This window comes from Actinospica durhamensis (assembly GCF_018139695.1).
GTDB classification, from domain to species: Bacteria; Actinomycetota; Actinomycetes; order Streptomycetales; family Catenulisporaceae; genus Actinospica; species Actinospica durhamensis.
The window spans coordinates 41,750-56,748 of sequence record NZ_JAGSOG010000023.1 but is presented as its reverse complement, the minus strand read 5'-3'; the positions used below and the strand labels follow the sequence as shown (position 1 = coordinate 56,748).

At 71.0% G+C, this 14,999-nt stretch carries 14 protein-coding genes; 8 read left to right on the top strand and 6 right to left on the bottom strand.

What is annotated here, in order from left to right; all coding sequences use genetic code 11:
- Both KDL01_RS07850 and KDL01_RS07845 read left to right on the top strand, forming a co-directional pair.
- Positions 1–1,005: S16 family serine protease (locus KDL01_RS07850; protein WP_212527696.1), on the top strand; the 1,005-nt coding region annotated here is incomplete at its 5' end.
- Positions 1,006–1,127: 122 nt separating this feature from the next.
- Complete coding sequence (locus KDL01_RS07845; RefSeq protein WP_212527695.1) at positions 1,128–2,072, top strand: hypothetical protein; 945 nt, start codon at positions 1,128–1,130, stop codon at positions 2,070–2,072.
- A 31-nt stretch (positions 2,073–2,103) separates the two neighbouring features.
- Here the strand turns inward: KDL01_RS07845 and KDL01_RS07840 are convergent, their stop codons facing one another.
- On the bottom strand, positions 2,104–2,895 hold the full coding sequence (locus KDL01_RS07840; protein WP_212527694.1) for an alpha/beta hydrolase: 792 nt from the start codon (positions 2,893–2,895) through the stop codon (positions 2,104–2,106).
- 156 nt (positions 2,896–3,051) lie between these two features.
- Between KDL01_RS07840 and KDL01_RS44420 the strand changes: the two genes are divergently transcribed.
- The gene (locus KDL01_RS44420; RefSeq protein ID WP_307846166.1) at positions 3,052–4,224 is read left to right on the top strand and encodes a peptidylprolyl isomerase; all 1,173 of its coding nucleotides are present in this window, start codon (positions 3,052–3,054) and stop codon (positions 4,222–4,224) included.
- A gap of 10 nt (positions 4,225–4,234) precedes the next feature.
- On the opposite strand, the gene KDL01_RS07830 is transcribed toward KDL01_RS44420, so the two are convergent.
- Positions 4,235–4,762 (bottom strand): MarR family winged helix-turn-helix transcriptional regulator, encoded by a 528-nt coding sequence (locus KDL01_RS07830; protein WP_212527692.1) that lies wholly within the window; start codon positions 4,760–4,762, stop codon positions 4,235–4,237.
- Positions 4,763–4,927: 165 nt separating this feature from the next.
- Here KDL01_RS07830 and KDL01_RS07825 point away from each other — a divergent pair, with 165 nt between their 5' ends.
- Complete coding sequence (locus KDL01_RS07825) at positions 4,928–5,842, top strand: NADP-dependent oxidoreductase (RefSeq protein WP_212527691.1); 915 nt, start codon at positions 4,928–4,930, stop codon at positions 5,840–5,842.
- A gap of 99 nt (positions 5,843–5,941) precedes the next feature.
- Here the strand turns inward: KDL01_RS07825 and htpX are convergent, their stop codons facing one another.
- Entirely contained in the window at positions 5,942–6,841 is a 900-nt protein-coding gene (gene htpX, locus KDL01_RS07820; protein ID WP_212527690.1) for a zinc metalloprotease HtpX, read from the bottom strand.
- Between the two features lie 209 nt (positions 6,842–7,050).
- On the bottom strand, positions 7,051–8,139 hold the full coding sequence (locus KDL01_RS07815) for a Gfo/Idh/MocA family protein (protein WP_307846165.1): 1,089 nt from the start codon (positions 8,137–8,139) through the stop codon (positions 7,051–7,053).
- Between the two features lie 229 nt (positions 8,140–8,368).
- Here KDL01_RS07815 and KDL01_RS07810 point away from each other — a divergent pair, with 229 nt between their 5' ends.
- The 3 genes from KDL01_RS07810 to KDL01_RS07800 all read left to right on the top strand — a co-directional run bounded on the left by KDL01_RS07810 (position 8,369) and on the right by KDL01_RS07800 (position 12,748).
- Entirely contained in the window at positions 8,369–9,715 is a 1,347-nt protein-coding gene (locus KDL01_RS07810) for a UDP-glucose dehydrogenase family protein (RefSeq protein ID WP_212527688.1), read from the top strand.
- Between the two features lie 357 nt (positions 9,716–10,072).
- Positions 10,073–11,920 carry a right-handed parallel beta-helix repeat-containing protein gene (locus tag KDL01_RS07805; protein ID WP_212527687.1) on the top strand — a complete coding sequence of 616 codons (1,848 nt, stop codon included), beginning with the start codon at positions 10,073–10,075 and terminating at the stop codon, positions 11,918–11,920.
- 54 nt (positions 11,921–11,974) lie between these two features.
- Positions 11,975–12,748: a GOLPH3/VPS74 family protein gene (locus KDL01_RS07800; protein WP_212527686.1), complete on the top strand. Its 774-nt coding sequence runs from the start codon at positions 11,975–11,977 to the stop codon at positions 12,746–12,748.
- A gap of 40 nt (positions 12,749–12,788) precedes the next feature.
- Here the strand turns inward: KDL01_RS07800 and KDL01_RS07795 are convergent, their stop codons facing one another.
- Positions 12,789–13,247, bottom strand: coding sequence for a MarR family winged helix-turn-helix transcriptional regulator (locus tag KDL01_RS07795; protein ID WP_212527685.1), 459 nt, complete (start codon positions 13,245–13,247; stop codon positions 12,789–12,791).
- 126 nt (positions 13,248–13,373) lie between these two features.
- Here KDL01_RS07795 and KDL01_RS07790 point away from each other — a divergent pair, with 126 nt between their 5' ends.
- A complete protein-coding gene (locus KDL01_RS07790; RefSeq protein WP_212527684.1) occupies positions 13,374–14,234 on the top strand; it encodes an MBL fold metallo-hydrolase in 861 nt (286 codons plus the stop codon).
- Positions 14,235–14,251: 17 nt separating this feature from the next.
- On the opposite strand, the gene KDL01_RS07785 is transcribed toward KDL01_RS07790, so the two are convergent.
- A complete protein-coding gene (locus KDL01_RS07785) occupies positions 14,252–14,983 on the bottom strand; it encodes a class I SAM-dependent methyltransferase (protein WP_212527683.1) in 732 nt (243 codons plus the stop codon).
- Positions 14,984–14,999: the final 16 nt, after the last annotated feature.

Here is a 14,999-nt window from a genome sequence, read left to right as displayed (position 1 = left end):
CTCCTGGAGGGGGAGTCGATGCTGTTCAAGCACAAGCATCTCTTGGACGAGCTGCGGCAGAAGGGTCGCAAGGCGACCGGCGAGATCCTGTCGATGACGACGCTGGGCGAGGCGGGCAGTCTCAAGGGGGCCTTCTCCCCGGACGAGGACCTGTCGCACACCTGGTACGACTGCCGCATGGTGCTGCGGGTGGTCCCCGAGGACCGGGCCGAGCCGCCGTTCGAGGCGAGCGTGCTCACTCGAGTCCATACCCTGAAATTCCAGGGTTCGCACGTGCCGGTCTGGTACGACCCGGCGGACCACACGAAGGTCGTGGTCGACTACGAGGCCGACCTCGAGCGGATCACCCAGGCCACCGCCGAGGCCAAGCGGCTGAGCGGGATCTCGGAGCGTTCCCGGCACCGGACCGAACAGCGGGTCGGCCTCGCCTGGACGCCGGTGGACGACGTCCTCGTGCCGATCGAGGCGATCGCGCGGCCGGGCGGCGGCCGGGTCGAGGTCACGGACTGGCCGGTCGAGGCCGTCCATCAGCATGCGCACGACGCCGTCGCGTTCGTGCGCGCGAACGCGGCCACGCTGCTGCCGCCGCGCGACGGCGGCTGGGAGGCGTGGTTCGCCGGGCACGACTTCCGGATCTTCCAGAGCTACGGCCCGGTCCCCGCCACCGACGGCGCCACCGACGCCTCGAACGTCGGGATCGGCGTCGTGCTCGCGGTGCTCTCGGGGCTCACCGGCCGGATGGTGCGCAACGAGGTGTCCGTGGCCGGCGTGCTCGCCTCCTCCGGCGAGTTGCTGCCGGTCGCCTCGCTCGCCGACGTGGCGCACGTGGCCAGGCAGGCCTTCGCCCAGCGCCTGGTCGCGTCCGTCGGCAACGAGCGCGACCTCGGCCGGGTGTCGGCCAAGGTGCGGCAGAACCTGGAGATCGTCTTCGCGGGGAGCCTGAGCGAGGCCGTGCGCATGTCGCTCACCAGGCACGCGGCCAAGGGCTTCCAGCCGCCCGCCTGACGGCGGGATCGACGCGCGTGCTGTGGGGTGAGTACGCGCTACTCATGACGTGCGTGCCGGCGGGCGGAACGCTGGCTGGGCGCAACAACCGAAAAAACCAGGAGGGGATTGCAGTGCTGCACATGAGGGGGACCAGGGCCGTCGCGGCCACCGTGTTCGCGACCGCGGCCGCGTTCACCGCGGGCACCGGCGCGAGTCAGGCTCAGGCGGCCCAGCCCGCGTCGCGCATCTACATACCGTGGACGGACCAGACCGTCTTCGCGCTCAGCCCGACCGACAGCTACGTGGCCGAGTGGATGGGGCTCAGCTCCGGCTGGACCGTCATCGGCGGCCCGGCCAGCCACGTCTACGCCGGTTCCGCGGGGGTGTTCGCGACCGATCCGACCTCGGGCGACATCTTCGAGTACAGCGGGACCCCGGGCAGTTGGACCGAGATCGGCGGTCCGGGCCAGGAGTTCGCCGAGGGCGGGGGCCACCTCTACGGACTCGGGCCGAACGGGGCCTACGTCGCCGAGTGGAACGGGACGCCCAACAGCTGGAGCGTCATCGGCGGCTCGGCGCAGAACATCTACGCCGGCACCGACGGCGTGATCGCGACCGCGCAGTCCACCAACTCCTCCGGGGACGTCTGGCACTACAACGGCACCCCCGGCAGCTGGACCGACATCGGCGGCCACGGCTGGGACTTCGCGGTCGGCAACGGCGTGATCTACCGCGCCGACGACGACCTGGACACCGTCTCCGCGTGGACCGGCGGCACGACCTGGACCCCGATCCTGAACACCGGCAACGCCGAGATCCTCAACCTCGTCGGCGGCGACCAGGGCGTGTACGTCTACGACTACAGCACGGCCGGCAACCTGGTCTACGCGTACTCCGGCACCCCGAACAGCTGGTCGCTGATCTCCACCAACGGCCCGGTGCCCGAAACGGAGAGCGAGACCAGCATGTACGGCGTCGTCTACGGCCCGAACGGACCGGCGAGCGTCGACCAGTACTCGGGCAGCGGCAGCACCTGGACGGTCATCGGCGGCCCCGCGGACCCGAACCTGGCGGCAGGGGACTGAGGCACGGGCACGTCCGACGCCTCGATTCGCGTCAGTCCACTGCGAGCTGATCGAGCAGGAACCGCACCGTGGCGTCCATGACGGCGTCGAAGTGCGCGGTGTCCTCGCCCGGGTAGTGGAATCCGTGCTCGGCGTCTTCGTACTCGTACAGGGTGCACGCGTTGCCGGCGCGCTCCATGGCGTCCCGGAACCGCCGCACCTGGTCGATCGGCTCGATCCCGTCGCGCGTGCCGTGGTGAATCAGTACCGGTAGATTGCCCGGCCGCACGAGCTCGATCAGTGAGTAGTCGGTCAGCCGGCCGGGGGCGAGGCCGACCCGGTCTTCGAGCCGGCGCCGGGCATCCGGGTCCATCGAGCCCAGATCCAGGCCCGCGGGATTGAAGGCCGCGACGGCCGCGACGCCGGGCTCCGGCGTCGCGGCCGGCCCGTCCGGGGCGGCCATCGCCGCGACCAGCGCGAGATGGCCGCCGGCCGAGCTGCCCCCCGAGGCCAGCTGCGGCGCGTCAAGACCGCGCGACGCGGCCAACCGCCCGAACTGCTCGACCGCGCGCCGCACGTCGGCGACGCAGTCGCCGATGCTCGAGGCCCCACGGCCGAGCAGACGGTACCCGGCCGAGACCGCGAAGATCCCGGCCGACGCCAGCTTCCGGCAGTGCGCGGCGAGCCCGTCGGCCGAGCCCTCGCGCAGAGCGCCGCCGTGGAACACGATGATTCCCGCCCGCGGCTGCGCGCCGTCGCCCGGTTCGAACAGCAGCAGGGGCAGCTCGCTGCCGTCGGCGGCTTGATAGAACGTCGAGGACTCGCGGGGGCCGGTCGACGTCATGGCGGCATTCGATCACCGACCGGGTGCGCCCGCAAGCGAATTGGAGCGCTGAGACGCTCGGCGGCGTGGGAGAATGCGTTGAACACCGCCCGGGAGTCCGAGTACAGTGCCCGAGCCCGGTGCTCGCCTGGCGGTGGTCGGATGGGGGATCAGCTCGTGGCAACCGGGGATCAGCCGAACGGTGGGAACTCGGGCTGGGTGAGCCCCGGCCAGGAGCCGCAGGACGCCGTGCCGCAGGACTATGTACCGCAGCAGGGCGGCGTGCCCCAGGGCAACGTGCCGCCGCAGCCGCCGTCCTACCCGCAGCAGCCGTACCCACAGTATCCGCAGTATCCGCAGCAGCAGCCCTACCCGCAGCAACCGCCGTATCCGCAGCCCGGCGGTCAGTACCCGCAGCCCCCGCATCAGTACCCGCAGCCCGGCAACCCGCAGTTCTATCCGCAGCAGCAGCCGTATCCCCAGCAGCCCGCCCCTTGGCCGACGGTGCCGCAGCGGCCCGGGGCGTTCCGTTCACGCAGCTCGGCGGCCACGGCGGTGATCGTCATATCCGTCGCGCTCGCGGTCATCGTCGCGGGTATCGCGATCGCCTTGCTCGGGGGCGCGGCGCCCAGTCCCGCGGTGGCCGGGGGCGTCCAGACCTCCAGCGCCCCGCAGAGCGCGGCCCCGCAGCCCTCGGCCGAGGCTTCCTCTCCGGCGGGGGACACGCCGCAGTCGTGCAGCACGGCGGCCGGCATCTCGAGTGAGCCCATCGGCTACCACGTCTGCGGTACGGCCGCGCGCAGTGTGGGTGTCCCCGCGTACGCCGCGGCGCCGGCGCACAAGACCTACACGGTCACCATCAAGACCAATCGCGGGAACATCGTCTTCACTGCGAACGGCAACGCCGCGCCGTACACCGTGTACTCCTTCGTCTACCTGATCGAGAAGCGGTACTTCGACAACACGGACTGCACGCGCCTGGTGACCGTCGGAATCTACGTGCTGCAGTGCGGGGATCCGACCGGAACCGGCGCGGGCGGGCCCGGCTACGCGTTCCAGGACGAGAACCTGGCCTCGCTCGGCACGCCCGACTCGGAAGGCGCGGTGACCTACAAGGCCGGGGTGGTGGCCATGGCGAACGCCGGCCCGGACACCAACGGCAGCCAGTTCTTCCTGGTGTACAAGGATTCGTCGATCGATCCCGCCTACACGCCGTTCGGCACCATCACCGAGGGTCTGAACATCATTCAGCAGGTCGCGCAGGCCGGCTCGAACGACGTGAACGGCTCCGGCGACGGCGTTCCGAACGACCAGGTGCACATCGAGTCGGTGACCGAGTCGGTCGAGTAGGTCCGGGTCCTCACTCGGGCGAGTCGGGCGCGGCGTCGGCTGCGGCGTCGGCTGCGGCTCTGCGCTTGCGGGGGGCGGCGGAGCGCGGGGGCTGGGCGCGCGCGTGGTCGCGTACGCGCGTCATGATCGCGCCGAGGTGCTGCAGGTCGTCGTCGGACAGGGAGTCGAACAGGAGCCTGCGGGTGACCTGGACGTGGCCGGGGAGCACCTGGCCGACCAGAGCCCGGCCCTCGTCGGTGATGCTCACGAGTGTGGCGCGCTCGTCCTGCGCGAAGCTGCCGCGGGTGATCAGGCCGGCCTTCTCCAGCAGCCCGGCCTGGTAGGTCAGGCCGCTGCGGCTGTAGACGACGCCGTCGGCCAGCTGCGTCATCGTCAGCGGCCCGTCGGCGTCGGCGAGGCGGGCGAGTAGCTGGAACTGCACGTAACTGATCCCGCCCTCGGCGCGCAGCTGCTGCTCGACGTGGTGCTGAAGCACGCCCACGGCCTCCATCAGCGCGAAATAGGTGCCGAGCTCCCGGGGATCGAGTCCGTCCGTCATGGCTCCATGGTACCTGCTTCGAATTCGAAACATGTGACGAGCGTCACTGCCCCCTGCCCTTTTGCTTCGAATTCGAAGCAGGTTAGTCTCATTATGTGCTTCGAATTCGAAGCACTTCGTGAGCGACACGATACCGACCACGTCGCCGACCCTTGGGAGTCCCAGATGAAGGCCATCACCTTCGAGCGCTTCGGCACCGCCGACGTCCTGCGCACCGCCGAGCTCGAGATCCCCCAGCCCGGCCCCGGGCAGGTCCGCGTGCGGGTCAAGGCCGTCGGCGTGAACCCGGTGGAGGGCAAGATCCGCTCCGGGAGCATGCAGGCGTTCTTCCCGACCCCGTTGCCCGCGATCCCCGGCAGCGAGTTCGCCGGCGTCGTCGACGCCGTCGGCGCGGGGGTCGAGGGGCTCGCGGCGGGTGACGAGGTGCTCGGCTGGACGCAGACCGGCGCCTACGCCGAATACGCGCTGGCCGACGCCACGGTCCTGGCGGCCAAGCCGGCCGGCCTCGACTGGGCGCACGCGGCCGCACTTCCGGTCGCGACCGATGCCGCCGAGCGCGTGATCGACGCGCTGGGCGTCACCGCCGGCGAGACCCTGCTGATCCACGGCGCGGCCGGGGCCGTCGGCAGTGTCACGGTTCAGCTGGCCCTCGCCCGCGGCGCGCGCGTCCTGGGCACCGCCGGGCCCGGCAACCAGGACCACCTCGCCGCGCTCGGCGCCGCACCGCTCGTCTATGGAGACGGCCTGGTCGAGCGGGTGCGCGCACTGGCCCCCGACGGCGTGGACGCGGTGTTCGACGCCGCGGGCAAGGGAGCGCTGGAGGACTCGATCACGCTGCGGGGCGGTACCGGCCGGATCGTGACCATCGCCGATTTCCGCGCCGACGAGCTCGGCGTCGTCTTCGAGCACGGCCCGCAGCGCCAGTCCGCCGCGCGCCTGGCCGAACTCGCCCGGCAGGCCGCCGCCGGCGACCTGGTCGCCACCGTCGGCGCCGTCCACCCGCTCACCGCGGCCGCCGAGGCCCAGCGGCTGAGCGACGCCGGGCACGCCCGGGGAAAGCTCGTCCTGATCGTCGACTGAGGTCTCGACTGCGGTCGTCCACCGAGGCATCGGCGAAACGAGGCATCGGCCAAACGAGGCATCCGCGGAACCGAGGCATCGGCGGAGAAGGGGCCCGGCTCAGCGCGCCTCGGTCATCTCGCCGAGCTGGGCGCCGACCTTCTCCAACTCGTCCAGGCGCCGCTGCAGGGTGGGATGGGTGGAGAACAGGGTCCACTGCGTGCCGACCGGGGAGAAGAAGAACGCGTTGAACGCCTGCGCGGCACGCAGGTCCTTGGTCGGAATGCGCGCCGGCGTTTCGGCCACCTTGACCAGCGCCGACGCGAGGGCCGAGGGGCGCCCGGTCAGCACCGCGGCGTCGTGGTCGGCGGCCAGCTCCCGGTATCGCGACAGGGTCCTGATGAGTAGGAAGCTGATCGCGTACACCGCGGTGGACACGACGGCCACGGCGCCCATGATGACCAGCATGTTCTGGTCGCGCTGGCGGCCGCCGAGCAGCTGGGAGTAGATCGCGGTGCGCATCAGCAGGCCCGCGAGGACGCCGAGGAAGGAGGCGAGCGTGATGACCACGACGTCGCGGTGGGCCACGTGGGCCAGTTCGTGCGCGATGACGCCCTCGAGCTCCGGCCCGTCGAGCCGCCGGATCAGTCCGGTGGAGACGCACACCACCGCGTGTCGCGCGTCACGCCCGGTGGCGAACGCGTTGGGCAGCTCGAGGTCGGCGATCGCCACCCGCGGTTTGGGCAGGTTCGCGTTGGCGCACAGCCGGTCCACGATCGCGTGCAGCTCCGGGGCCTCGTCCTCGGTCACCAGGTGCCCGTGCAGGGCGGCGAGGGCGATCTTGTCGGAGTACCAGTACTGCGCCACCAGCATCCCGCCGAGAATCACGACGATCAGCGCGAGCGACTTCAGGAGCACGATGAGCGCGGCCGCGAACGCGACGTAGAGCAGCCCGAGCAGGAACATCGTCACGCCCATCCGGGCGACGAGTTGGCGATCCGGCCGAAGTCGAGTGCGCATGGCACTCACCCACTCTCGCATTCTCTCTCTTCAGCTTGATACACGCGGGGCTCCAGCGCCAGGGGTGCTGAGCAGCGGTTACGCGGGAATATCTGCCGATAGCTCCCGAATTGCCGCGCCGCCGTGCCTCGAAGCGTGCGAGAACGCCGCCGTCCGGCCGTCCCACCTGGGCTTTCGCACCCGGATGGCACGGCCGGACGGCCGGTGGCCTACTTCGGCGAGGAGACCGCGCCGGCCCAAGGTCCGACCTCCGCCACGACGGGCGCGCCCGACTCCGCGGCCCGGTCGATGGCGAGGGAGAGGTGGTGGTCCTGGCACGCGTCGGCCAGCGGGTAGGGCTCCGGGCCCTCGCCGCGCACCCACGCGCCGGTCGCGACCAGCAGCGTCGCGATGGCGATCTCCTCGTCCATCAGCCGCAGGCCGACGAACGGGTTGCGGTAGACGACCTCGCCCTCGAACACGAAGTGCTCGGTGTCGTGGCCGTCGAGGTTGAGGTCGTGGCCGAGCTGCGAGCGCGTGATCTCCGAGGTGATCACCGTGCGCGGCCCGCCCCAGCGCACCACCGTGTCGTCGGCGATCTCGCCGAGGCTGCCGCGCACGAGGATGCGGCGTTGCCGCAGGCGGTTGTGCCACTGGTTGTCGGTGAAGTCGTAGAGCCCGCTGGCGCCGCCGAAGTCGAGCGTGGCCAGGGTCGTGGTCGCGTCCGCGGGCTCCTCGGCCCCGGTCCAGCCCTCCCGGGAGAGGGGGTCGAGCAGCGGCGCGGTGAAGCGCTGCGCGGCCACCCGCACCGGCCGGTCGGCGCCGACGCCCAGCAGGCCCCTGATCATCGACACGGCGTGGTAGCCGTGCGTCGAGGACACCTGCACGCTGGTGGGCGTGCCGATCGAGCCCCGCCGGACCACCTCGTGGCGCGCGGCGTGGGCGGGCATCAGCAGGTACTGCTCGGCGATCTGGACCAGGCGGCGCGATCCGACGCGGTCCCACAGCGCGCTCAGGCCCTCGTCGTCGGGCGCGGGCGGCGTCTCGGCCAGCACCGGCACCTCCGCCTCCACCAGGGTCGCGATGACCTCGGGATTCACCGGCCACGGCACCGAACTGACCACGAAGTCGGGCTTCTGGCGGGTGATCAGCTCGGTCGGCGAGAGGTAGGTGGCCACCCCCCAGCGCGCGGTGATCTCCTCCGCGCGCTCCGGCCGCCTGGTCGCGGCGCCCACGAGGGCCAGGCGCTCCGGCATGACGGCGGCGAGCCGGGCGAAGAACTCGGCACGCCAACCGCTGCCGACTATTGCGAAGGTCACTGGTCTGTCCATGAATCGACACTCTCACATGTACCCGATCCAGGGGCGGGCGTTGGCGCGCGGGCGCAGGCGGGAACGGGAATGCGGGCCCGCCACGCTCACCGTCGCGGCCGCGTTGTCCACGGATCCGACCTCTGGTGCTGGGAACTGCGCTGGTCGACTACAGTGTCCGAGACGTTGATTGTTTTTATGAACTTACTACTACATGTAAGTCATCGGTTACGGATGGATGGCTCGGGTGGGCAAGCGCCGGATCACAGTGACGGGTACGGGTTATCTGGGGGCTACCCACGCGGCGTGTATGGCCGAGTTGGGGTTCGAGGTACTCGGAATGGACGTGGACGCCGAGAAGATCGGTGTACTCGCCTCCGGCCGTTCCCCCTTCTTCGAGCCCGGGCTCAACGAGGTGCTCGCGCGCAACGTCGCCTCCGGGCGGCTGCGCTTCACCACGGATCCCGCTGAGCTCGCGGCCTTCGGCGGCGAAGGGGCGGTGCACTTCCTGTGCGTCAACACCCCGCAGTCGGCCGGCAGCGACGCCGCGGACCTGCGCTACCTGAACCTCGCCGTCGAGGCGCTGGCGCCGCACCTGACCGAATCCTGTGTCGTGGTCGGCAAGTCCACCGTCCCGGTCGGCACCGCGGCCGCCGTCGCGGACCGCCTGCGCGAGCTGGCGCCGGCGGCGGTGGAGACCGCATGGAACCCCGAGTTCCTGCGCGAGGGCCACGCCGTCGCCGACACGCTGCACCCGGACCGGCTGGTCGTCGGCGTCGAGTCGGCCGAGGCCGAGCAGGCGCTGCGCGACGTCTACGCTTCGCTGCTCGAGGACGGTGTGCCGTTCCTGACCATGGACCTGGCCACCTCCGAGCTGGTGAAGACCGCGGCGAACTCCTTCCTGGCCACCAAGATCTCGTTCATCAACGCGATGGCCGAGGTGTGCGAGGCGGCGGACGCGGACGTGGTGCTGCTGGCCCAGGCGCTGCGGCTCGACCCCCGCATCGGCACGCGCTTCCTCGAGCCCGGCCTCGGCTTCGGCGGCGCCTGCCTGCCCAAGGACATCCGCGGCTTCGCGGCCCGCTCGCGCGAACTCGGCGTCGGCCAGGCCCTGGCCTTCCTGCACGAGGTGGACGGGATCAACCTGCGCCGCCGGGCCCGCGCGGTCACCCTCGCACGCGAACTGTGCGGCGGCAGCCTCGAGGGCCGGCGGGTGGCCGTGTGGGGCGCCGCGTTCAAGCCGGACTCCGACGACGTGCGCGACTCGCCGTCGCTGGCCGTCGCCGACGCGCTGGCGGGCGAGGGCGCGCTGGTCACGGTGTACGACCCGGAGGCGCGCGACAACGCGGCGAAGTACCTGCCGCACCTCGGTTTCGCCGACAGCGCGCGCGAGGCCGCCCGGGACGCGCAGGTCGTGGTGCACGCCACCGAGTGGCCTGAGTTCCGCGAGATCGATCCCGTCGAGGCCGCCGGGTGGGTCGCCCAGCCCCACCTCGTCGACTGCCGCAACACGCTGGACCTGGCCGCCTGGCGCGGCGCCGGCTGGACCGTGGCGGCGCTCGGCCGTCCCGCGGCCGCACGCTGAAACCGGCGCGCCGGCCCCGTCCGCGGGCCGGCGCGCCCGTTACGTCGCATCAGGACGCTGCGGTCCGCGAGGGGAATGCGGCCACTGCGACCTGATGGGGAGTTCGGCGGGCGGATCCGCCGGTCTCCATGGCTTATAATTCCCAGGGTGACAAAGGCCGTCGGGGCGTGCGTCGTACCGGCTCGACGCGACGAGCGACGGCGATCAGCCCCCTGATATCTCTAGTCTCCGATACTTCTGGTCGGCTGTGCGCCCGCAGCCGAGTGACGGACCGCTCCGGTCCCGCCAGGGCGCAGGCCGAATTTGGGGTCCGTGCGGCGCCGCGTGCGCAGCCGGGAGGCGAAGGAAGTTTGACGCGTGACGCAGCCGCCCGGCGAAGAGCCCGACGAGAACCTCGACGCCCCCGCGCCACAGCACGTGCTCATCAAACCCGTGCACGGCAACGCCCGGCGCCGCACGCTGCTGCTGCTCCTGGCCACCGGCCTGACCGTGGTCGGGATCCACTTCGGACTCGCCGCGGGCAAGTCCGCCACCCCGAGCGCGGCGGGTTCCTCCGGTTCCCCCCCAAGCCCCTCGGCCTCCGGCGGCGCGGCCGGACTGACCTACTACGTCAGCTCCACCGGCAGCGACTCGGCCGCGGGTACGTCCCCCGCGACCGCCTGGCGCACCCTCGCCCGCGCCGACCAGCAGAGCTTCAGGCCGGGCCAACGGCTGCTGCTGCAGGGCGGCGCCACCTTCACCGGCAGCCTGGAGTTCAAGGCCGGGGTGGCCGGTGACGCCGCCCATCCCGTGGTCGTCGGCTCCTACGGCACCGGCCAGGCCGTGATCAGCAGCGCCCACGCGCCCGCCGTCACCATCTACAACACCGCCGGCATCACCCTGCAGAACCTGACCATCAAGGGCCCGGGCGCGAACAGCTCGGCCAATGCCGGCGTCGACGTGTACAACACGCTTTCGGGCAACCGGAAGCTCGCCGGACTCACGCTCACCGGCCTCGACGTCTCCGGCTACCGCGACGGCATATCGATCGGCGGCGGCGCCGGGACGGCCGGGTTCACCGACGTCTCCATCACCGACACCAAGGCCCACGCGAACCGGGACAACGGGATCATCACCTTCGGCCCGTCGGACCTCAAGCCCTCGGCCGGCTACCCGATCCAGTCCCTGACCATCTCCGGCGTCGCCGCCTACGACAACCTCGGCAACGCCTCCGACCACCAGGGTTCCACCGGCAGCGGGATCAGCCTGGGCGGCGTGAGCGGCGGCACGGTGGAGAACTCGGTCGCCTACGGCAACGGCGGCGACTGCGACTCGGAATCCGGCCCGGTCGGCATCTGGGCGCACGACTCCACCGGCGTGGTCATCGAGCACAACGTCTCCTACTCCAACCGGACCGCCGGCTACACCGACGGCGGCGGGTTCGACCTGGACCAGAGCACGTTCGACTCCGTGCTCGAATACAACCTGACCTACAACAACTACGGCCCCGGCTACATGGTCTACGCCGGCCACTCCTCGGCCGCCTCGTCGGGCAACGTGGTGCGGTTCAACGTGAGCATGAACGACGCGCTCAGCCCGACCGACAACGACTCGATCACCTACGGCCTGCTCATGGTCGACGGCTATGAGACCGACGTCGAGGTCTACCACAACACGGTGGTCCAGAACGGCCACGGCGCCGAGTCCCCGCTGCTCAACCTCGGCTCGAGCCTGCACGGCGCCTCGATCCGCGACAACGTCTTCATCGCCGAGTTCGGCTCGCTGATCAAGACCTCCTCCAGCTTCCACACCTCGCAGGTGGAGCTGCAGGGCAACGCCTACTACTCCCTGGCCGCGCACTGGCGCCTGCAGTGGGGCGGCAACAGCTACACCTCGCTGAGCGACTGGCGCGCCTCCACCGGCCAGGAGACCCTCAACGGCAACGACACCGGCTCCTCCACGGACCCCGGCCTCGCCCAGGGCCCGGCCGCGAGCTGGGACCCGACGCACACTCAGGTCCCCGTCCCCCAGCCGGGAGCAGCGGCCGCCACGGCCGGAATCGACCTGTCCACGAACTTCGGAACCAACCCGGGCAACCTGGACTACTACGGCCAGGCCGTGTCCATCCCCGCCATGCAGGGCGCTGTGATGGCCGCGCCCAGCTCGGCGGCCGGCGCCGCGACGACCACGGCGTCCGCGTCGCCCAGTACTACCACGGGGAACTAGGGCAAGCCTCCGACCTTATGGACCCCGCGTGGCGAAGCCTCTACCATCAGGGCCATGACTTCGGGGGAAGACCTGCTGCTCCTCGCGTTCGTGCCGCGTAGCGGGCAGATACGCGAGGTCGACCGGATGAAGTTCGCCCTGCGGGCGTCGGTCCTGGTCGATCTGGCGCTCGCGCACCGCATCACGATGAACGCCAACAGGATCACGGTGCTCGACGTCGCGGAGACCGGGGACAAGAGGCTGGACAGCGCCTTGGCCTCACTCGGCGCGAGCGCCGCGCCGTCGCTGCGCACCTGGCTCAAGGACACCCCGGCCGGCTTCGGGATGGTCAACAGATACCTGTCGATCCTGGCCGATCAAGGCGTGCTTCGCCTCGAACGCCGCCGAAGCCCGGTGCCGGCGCCCATGTCCGCCACGCTGCTCGATCAGACGCGCCGCGACGCGGCCAAAGCCCGGCTGGATCGAGTCGCCCACGGCGGCGAGAGCGACGAAGCGGACCGCGCTCTCGCCGGACTGGCCCACTCGGCCGGCTTGGACCGGCACCTCTACAGGTTCTCGCCCTTCGCCCGCGCACGGATCGCGCGAGTGGGCAGCCAAAGCGAGGCCGCCGACAGCACCGCGGCCGCCGTCGCTTCCGCGGACGCCGCCGTAACGGACGCGGTCACGCAGGCGATCTCCGACGCGATCGCACAGCTGACCACCGAGTTGGTGAAGCTGCTCCGCTACGAGTATCGGTTCGAGCTCAACTCTGCCGGCGGCTATCAAGGCACACCGCCGAGCCACCATGGCGGAAACGGCGACTCGAGCTCGGGACATCACTCCCACTGACCGGCCCGAAGAGGTCAGGGCCTTGTCGCATCTGCCTGCCCTACGCAGGCTCTCCCCGGTGGGCCTCGAGCGCCTTCGCCAGCAGTGCATGGAGTTGGCGGCGCTCGTTCGCGTCCAGGCCTGAGAGCAGTTCGGCCTGGGCCTTGTCGGCGTTGCGCTGGATCTCGTCGAGGTAGCGCAGGCCTGTCTTGTTCACGGTGACGAGGTTCCGGCGCCGGTCCTCGGGGTTGGCCTCGCGGTCGACGTGGCCGCCGGTGTGCAGTCGGGTGACGATTCCGCTGACGTCGTTGCGGTCCAACCCCAGCCGCCTGCCGAGATCGGCCTGGCTGAGCGGGCCGTACTCCTCCAGCGCGGCCAGGACGGCGAAGTCGGAGCGCGCGGTCAGCGGCATGTGCCTGGCGGTCATGCGGGCCCCGACGGTGGAGACCTTGTGCGCCTGCCAGCTCGTCAGGGCCCGCAGCCGGGCCGGGGGCTGGAGATCTTCGTGCGCATCACCCATGCCCTCACTATAACCGTTGGGCACCCCAACTGATGTCTGATACGTTGGGCCTCACAACGTTGGGTCGCCCAACGCTTTCCGAGCCGGATCTCACGTCCGGCCCGGACGACTCGAAGGAGCACTCTCATGTCCGAGATCGATTTGAGCTACGAGGTCCTCGTGTCCCCGGCGATTGCGCTCGCCTTGCCGGATCTCCTGCCGGACGGCGGTGCGCGTACCTGGGCGCCGGTGTCCACGACGCTCATCTACGGTCAGCGGGAGGCGATCCTCGTCGATCCGCCGCTCACCGCCGCCCAGGCGCGGGCCGTCGCGGACCGAGTCGAGGCCGTCGGCAGAAGGCTGACGTACGTCTTCGCCACCCACGCGCACGGGGACCACTGGTTCACCGCCGCGAGCGTGGCCGAGCGGTTTCCCGGTGCCCGGGTGGTGGCCACGGCCGCGACCATCGAGCAGATGCACCGCGCCGCCCAGGCGCGCGCCGGGTTCTGGGACAAGATCCTGCCCGGGCAGATCCCGGCGACGCCCGTCACGGCCGTCCCCACCGAGGACCTCGGCAACCGGCTCGTGCTCGAACGGCACGAGCTGTCCATCATCGAGGTCGGACACAGTGACACGGACGACACCAGCGTGCTGCACGCCCCGGCCCTCGACCTCGTAGTTGCCGGTGACGTGGTCTACGACGGCGTCCACCAGTACCTCGTCGAATCACGCGACGGAGGGCGCGAGGCGTGGCGCCGTGCCATCGACGTCGTCGAAGCGCTGGGTGCGGGCCGGATCGTGGCCGGCCACAAGAACGCCGAGCACGACGACGATGCGGGCCGCCAGATCCGCCAGACCCGCCGCTACCTTGCCGACACCGACGAACTGCTCGAGTCGGAGCCGACTCCGGAGGGCTTCTACCACGCCATGATCCGGCGGCATCCGGACCACCTCAACCGCAGCAGCCTCTGGGGCAGTGCCCAGGCACTGTATGCGGGCCGAAATTAGGCAGACGCGCCACGCCGCTACGCCGCCCGGGCGATCGTGACGATCTCCTTGCTCTCCAGCGTGATCGGCCCGTGGCTCCAGTCGCCGTACTGCGCCTCGATCTCGAACCCGGCCTCGGCGAGGAACGCGTTGAGCGGCTCCACGTCCAAGAACCGCAGACTGCCGGTGTCCTCGCGCAGCACCGTGCCGTCGGCCAGGGCGGTGACCTCGATCAGCTCGACGATGTCGCCGCGGGCCTCGACCCGGTACCGCATGCGCAGGACACGGCCGTCGGAGAACGCGATGTCCCCGGAATCTCCGACGGCCCACTGCTCCCAGGCCCGGGCCTGGGGGTGGCGCGTCTCGAAGGCGAAGCGGCCGCCGTTGCGCAGCGCGCCTCGGATCGCGGCCAGGGACAGCCGGATCTCCTCGTCCGACAGCAGACACTGGAAGGCGTGGCTCGTCATCGTGGCCAGGTCGAACTCCCGATGCGGGCGGATGTCGGCGGCCTTGCCCTCAACCCACTCGACATCCTCCCGACGCCGCGCCCGACGCAGGGCCGCCACATCGGGATCGATGCCGGCCAGACGACCGCGATGGCCGCGGGTTCGGGCCTCGTGCAGCATCTGGCCGGTACCGCAGCCGACGTCGAGCACTGACCCCGCGGCCATGACGAGTGCGTGGTAGAACCGGTCGCCCGGCCACTGCTCGGCGGCCCAGGGATTCGTCAGATCGTAGAGTTGCGCGACGTCGTCGTCCGTGAAGGTCACCAGGGCATGGTCGCGA

What these genes read in the sequence shown, in the direction of transcription:
- KDL01_RS07845 (WP_212527695.1), top strand. Translation starts at nt 1,128, where the DNA reads ATGAGGGGGACCAGGGCCGTCGCGGCCACCGTGTTCGCGACCGCGGCC.
- KDL01_RS07840 (WP_212527694.1), bottom strand. Translation starts at nt 2,895, where the DNA reads ATGACGTCGACCGGCCCCCGCGAGTCCTCGACGTTCTATCAAGCCGCC.
- KDL01_RS07830 (WP_212527692.1), bottom strand. Translation starts at nt 4,762, where the DNA reads ATGACGGACGGACTCGATCCCCGGGAGCTCGGCACCTATTTCGCGCTG.
- KDL01_RS07825 (WP_212527691.1), top strand. Translation starts at nt 4,928, where the DNA reads ATGAAGGCCATCACCTTCGAGCGCTTCGGCACCGCCGACGTCCTGCGC.
- htpX (WP_212527690.1), bottom strand. Translation starts at nt 6,841, where the DNA reads ATGCGCACTCGACTTCGGCCGGATCGCCAACTCGTCGCCCGGATGGGC.
- KDL01_RS07810 (WP_212527688.1), top strand. Translation starts at nt 8,369, where the DNA reads ATGGCTCGGGTGGGCAAGCGCCGGATCACAGTGACGGGTACGGGTTAT.
- KDL01_RS07800 (WP_212527686.1), top strand. Translation starts at nt 11,975, where the DNA reads ATGACTTCGGGGGAAGACCTGCTGCTCCTCGCGTTCGTGCCGCGTAGC.
- KDL01_RS07795 (WP_212527685.1), bottom strand. Translation starts at nt 13,247, where the DNA reads ATGGGTGATGCGCACGAAGATCTCCAGCCCCCGGCCCGGCTGCGGGCC.
- KDL01_RS07790 (WP_212527684.1), top strand. Translation starts at nt 13,374, where the DNA reads ATGTCCGAGATCGATTTGAGCTACGAGGTCCTCGTGTCCCCGGCGATT.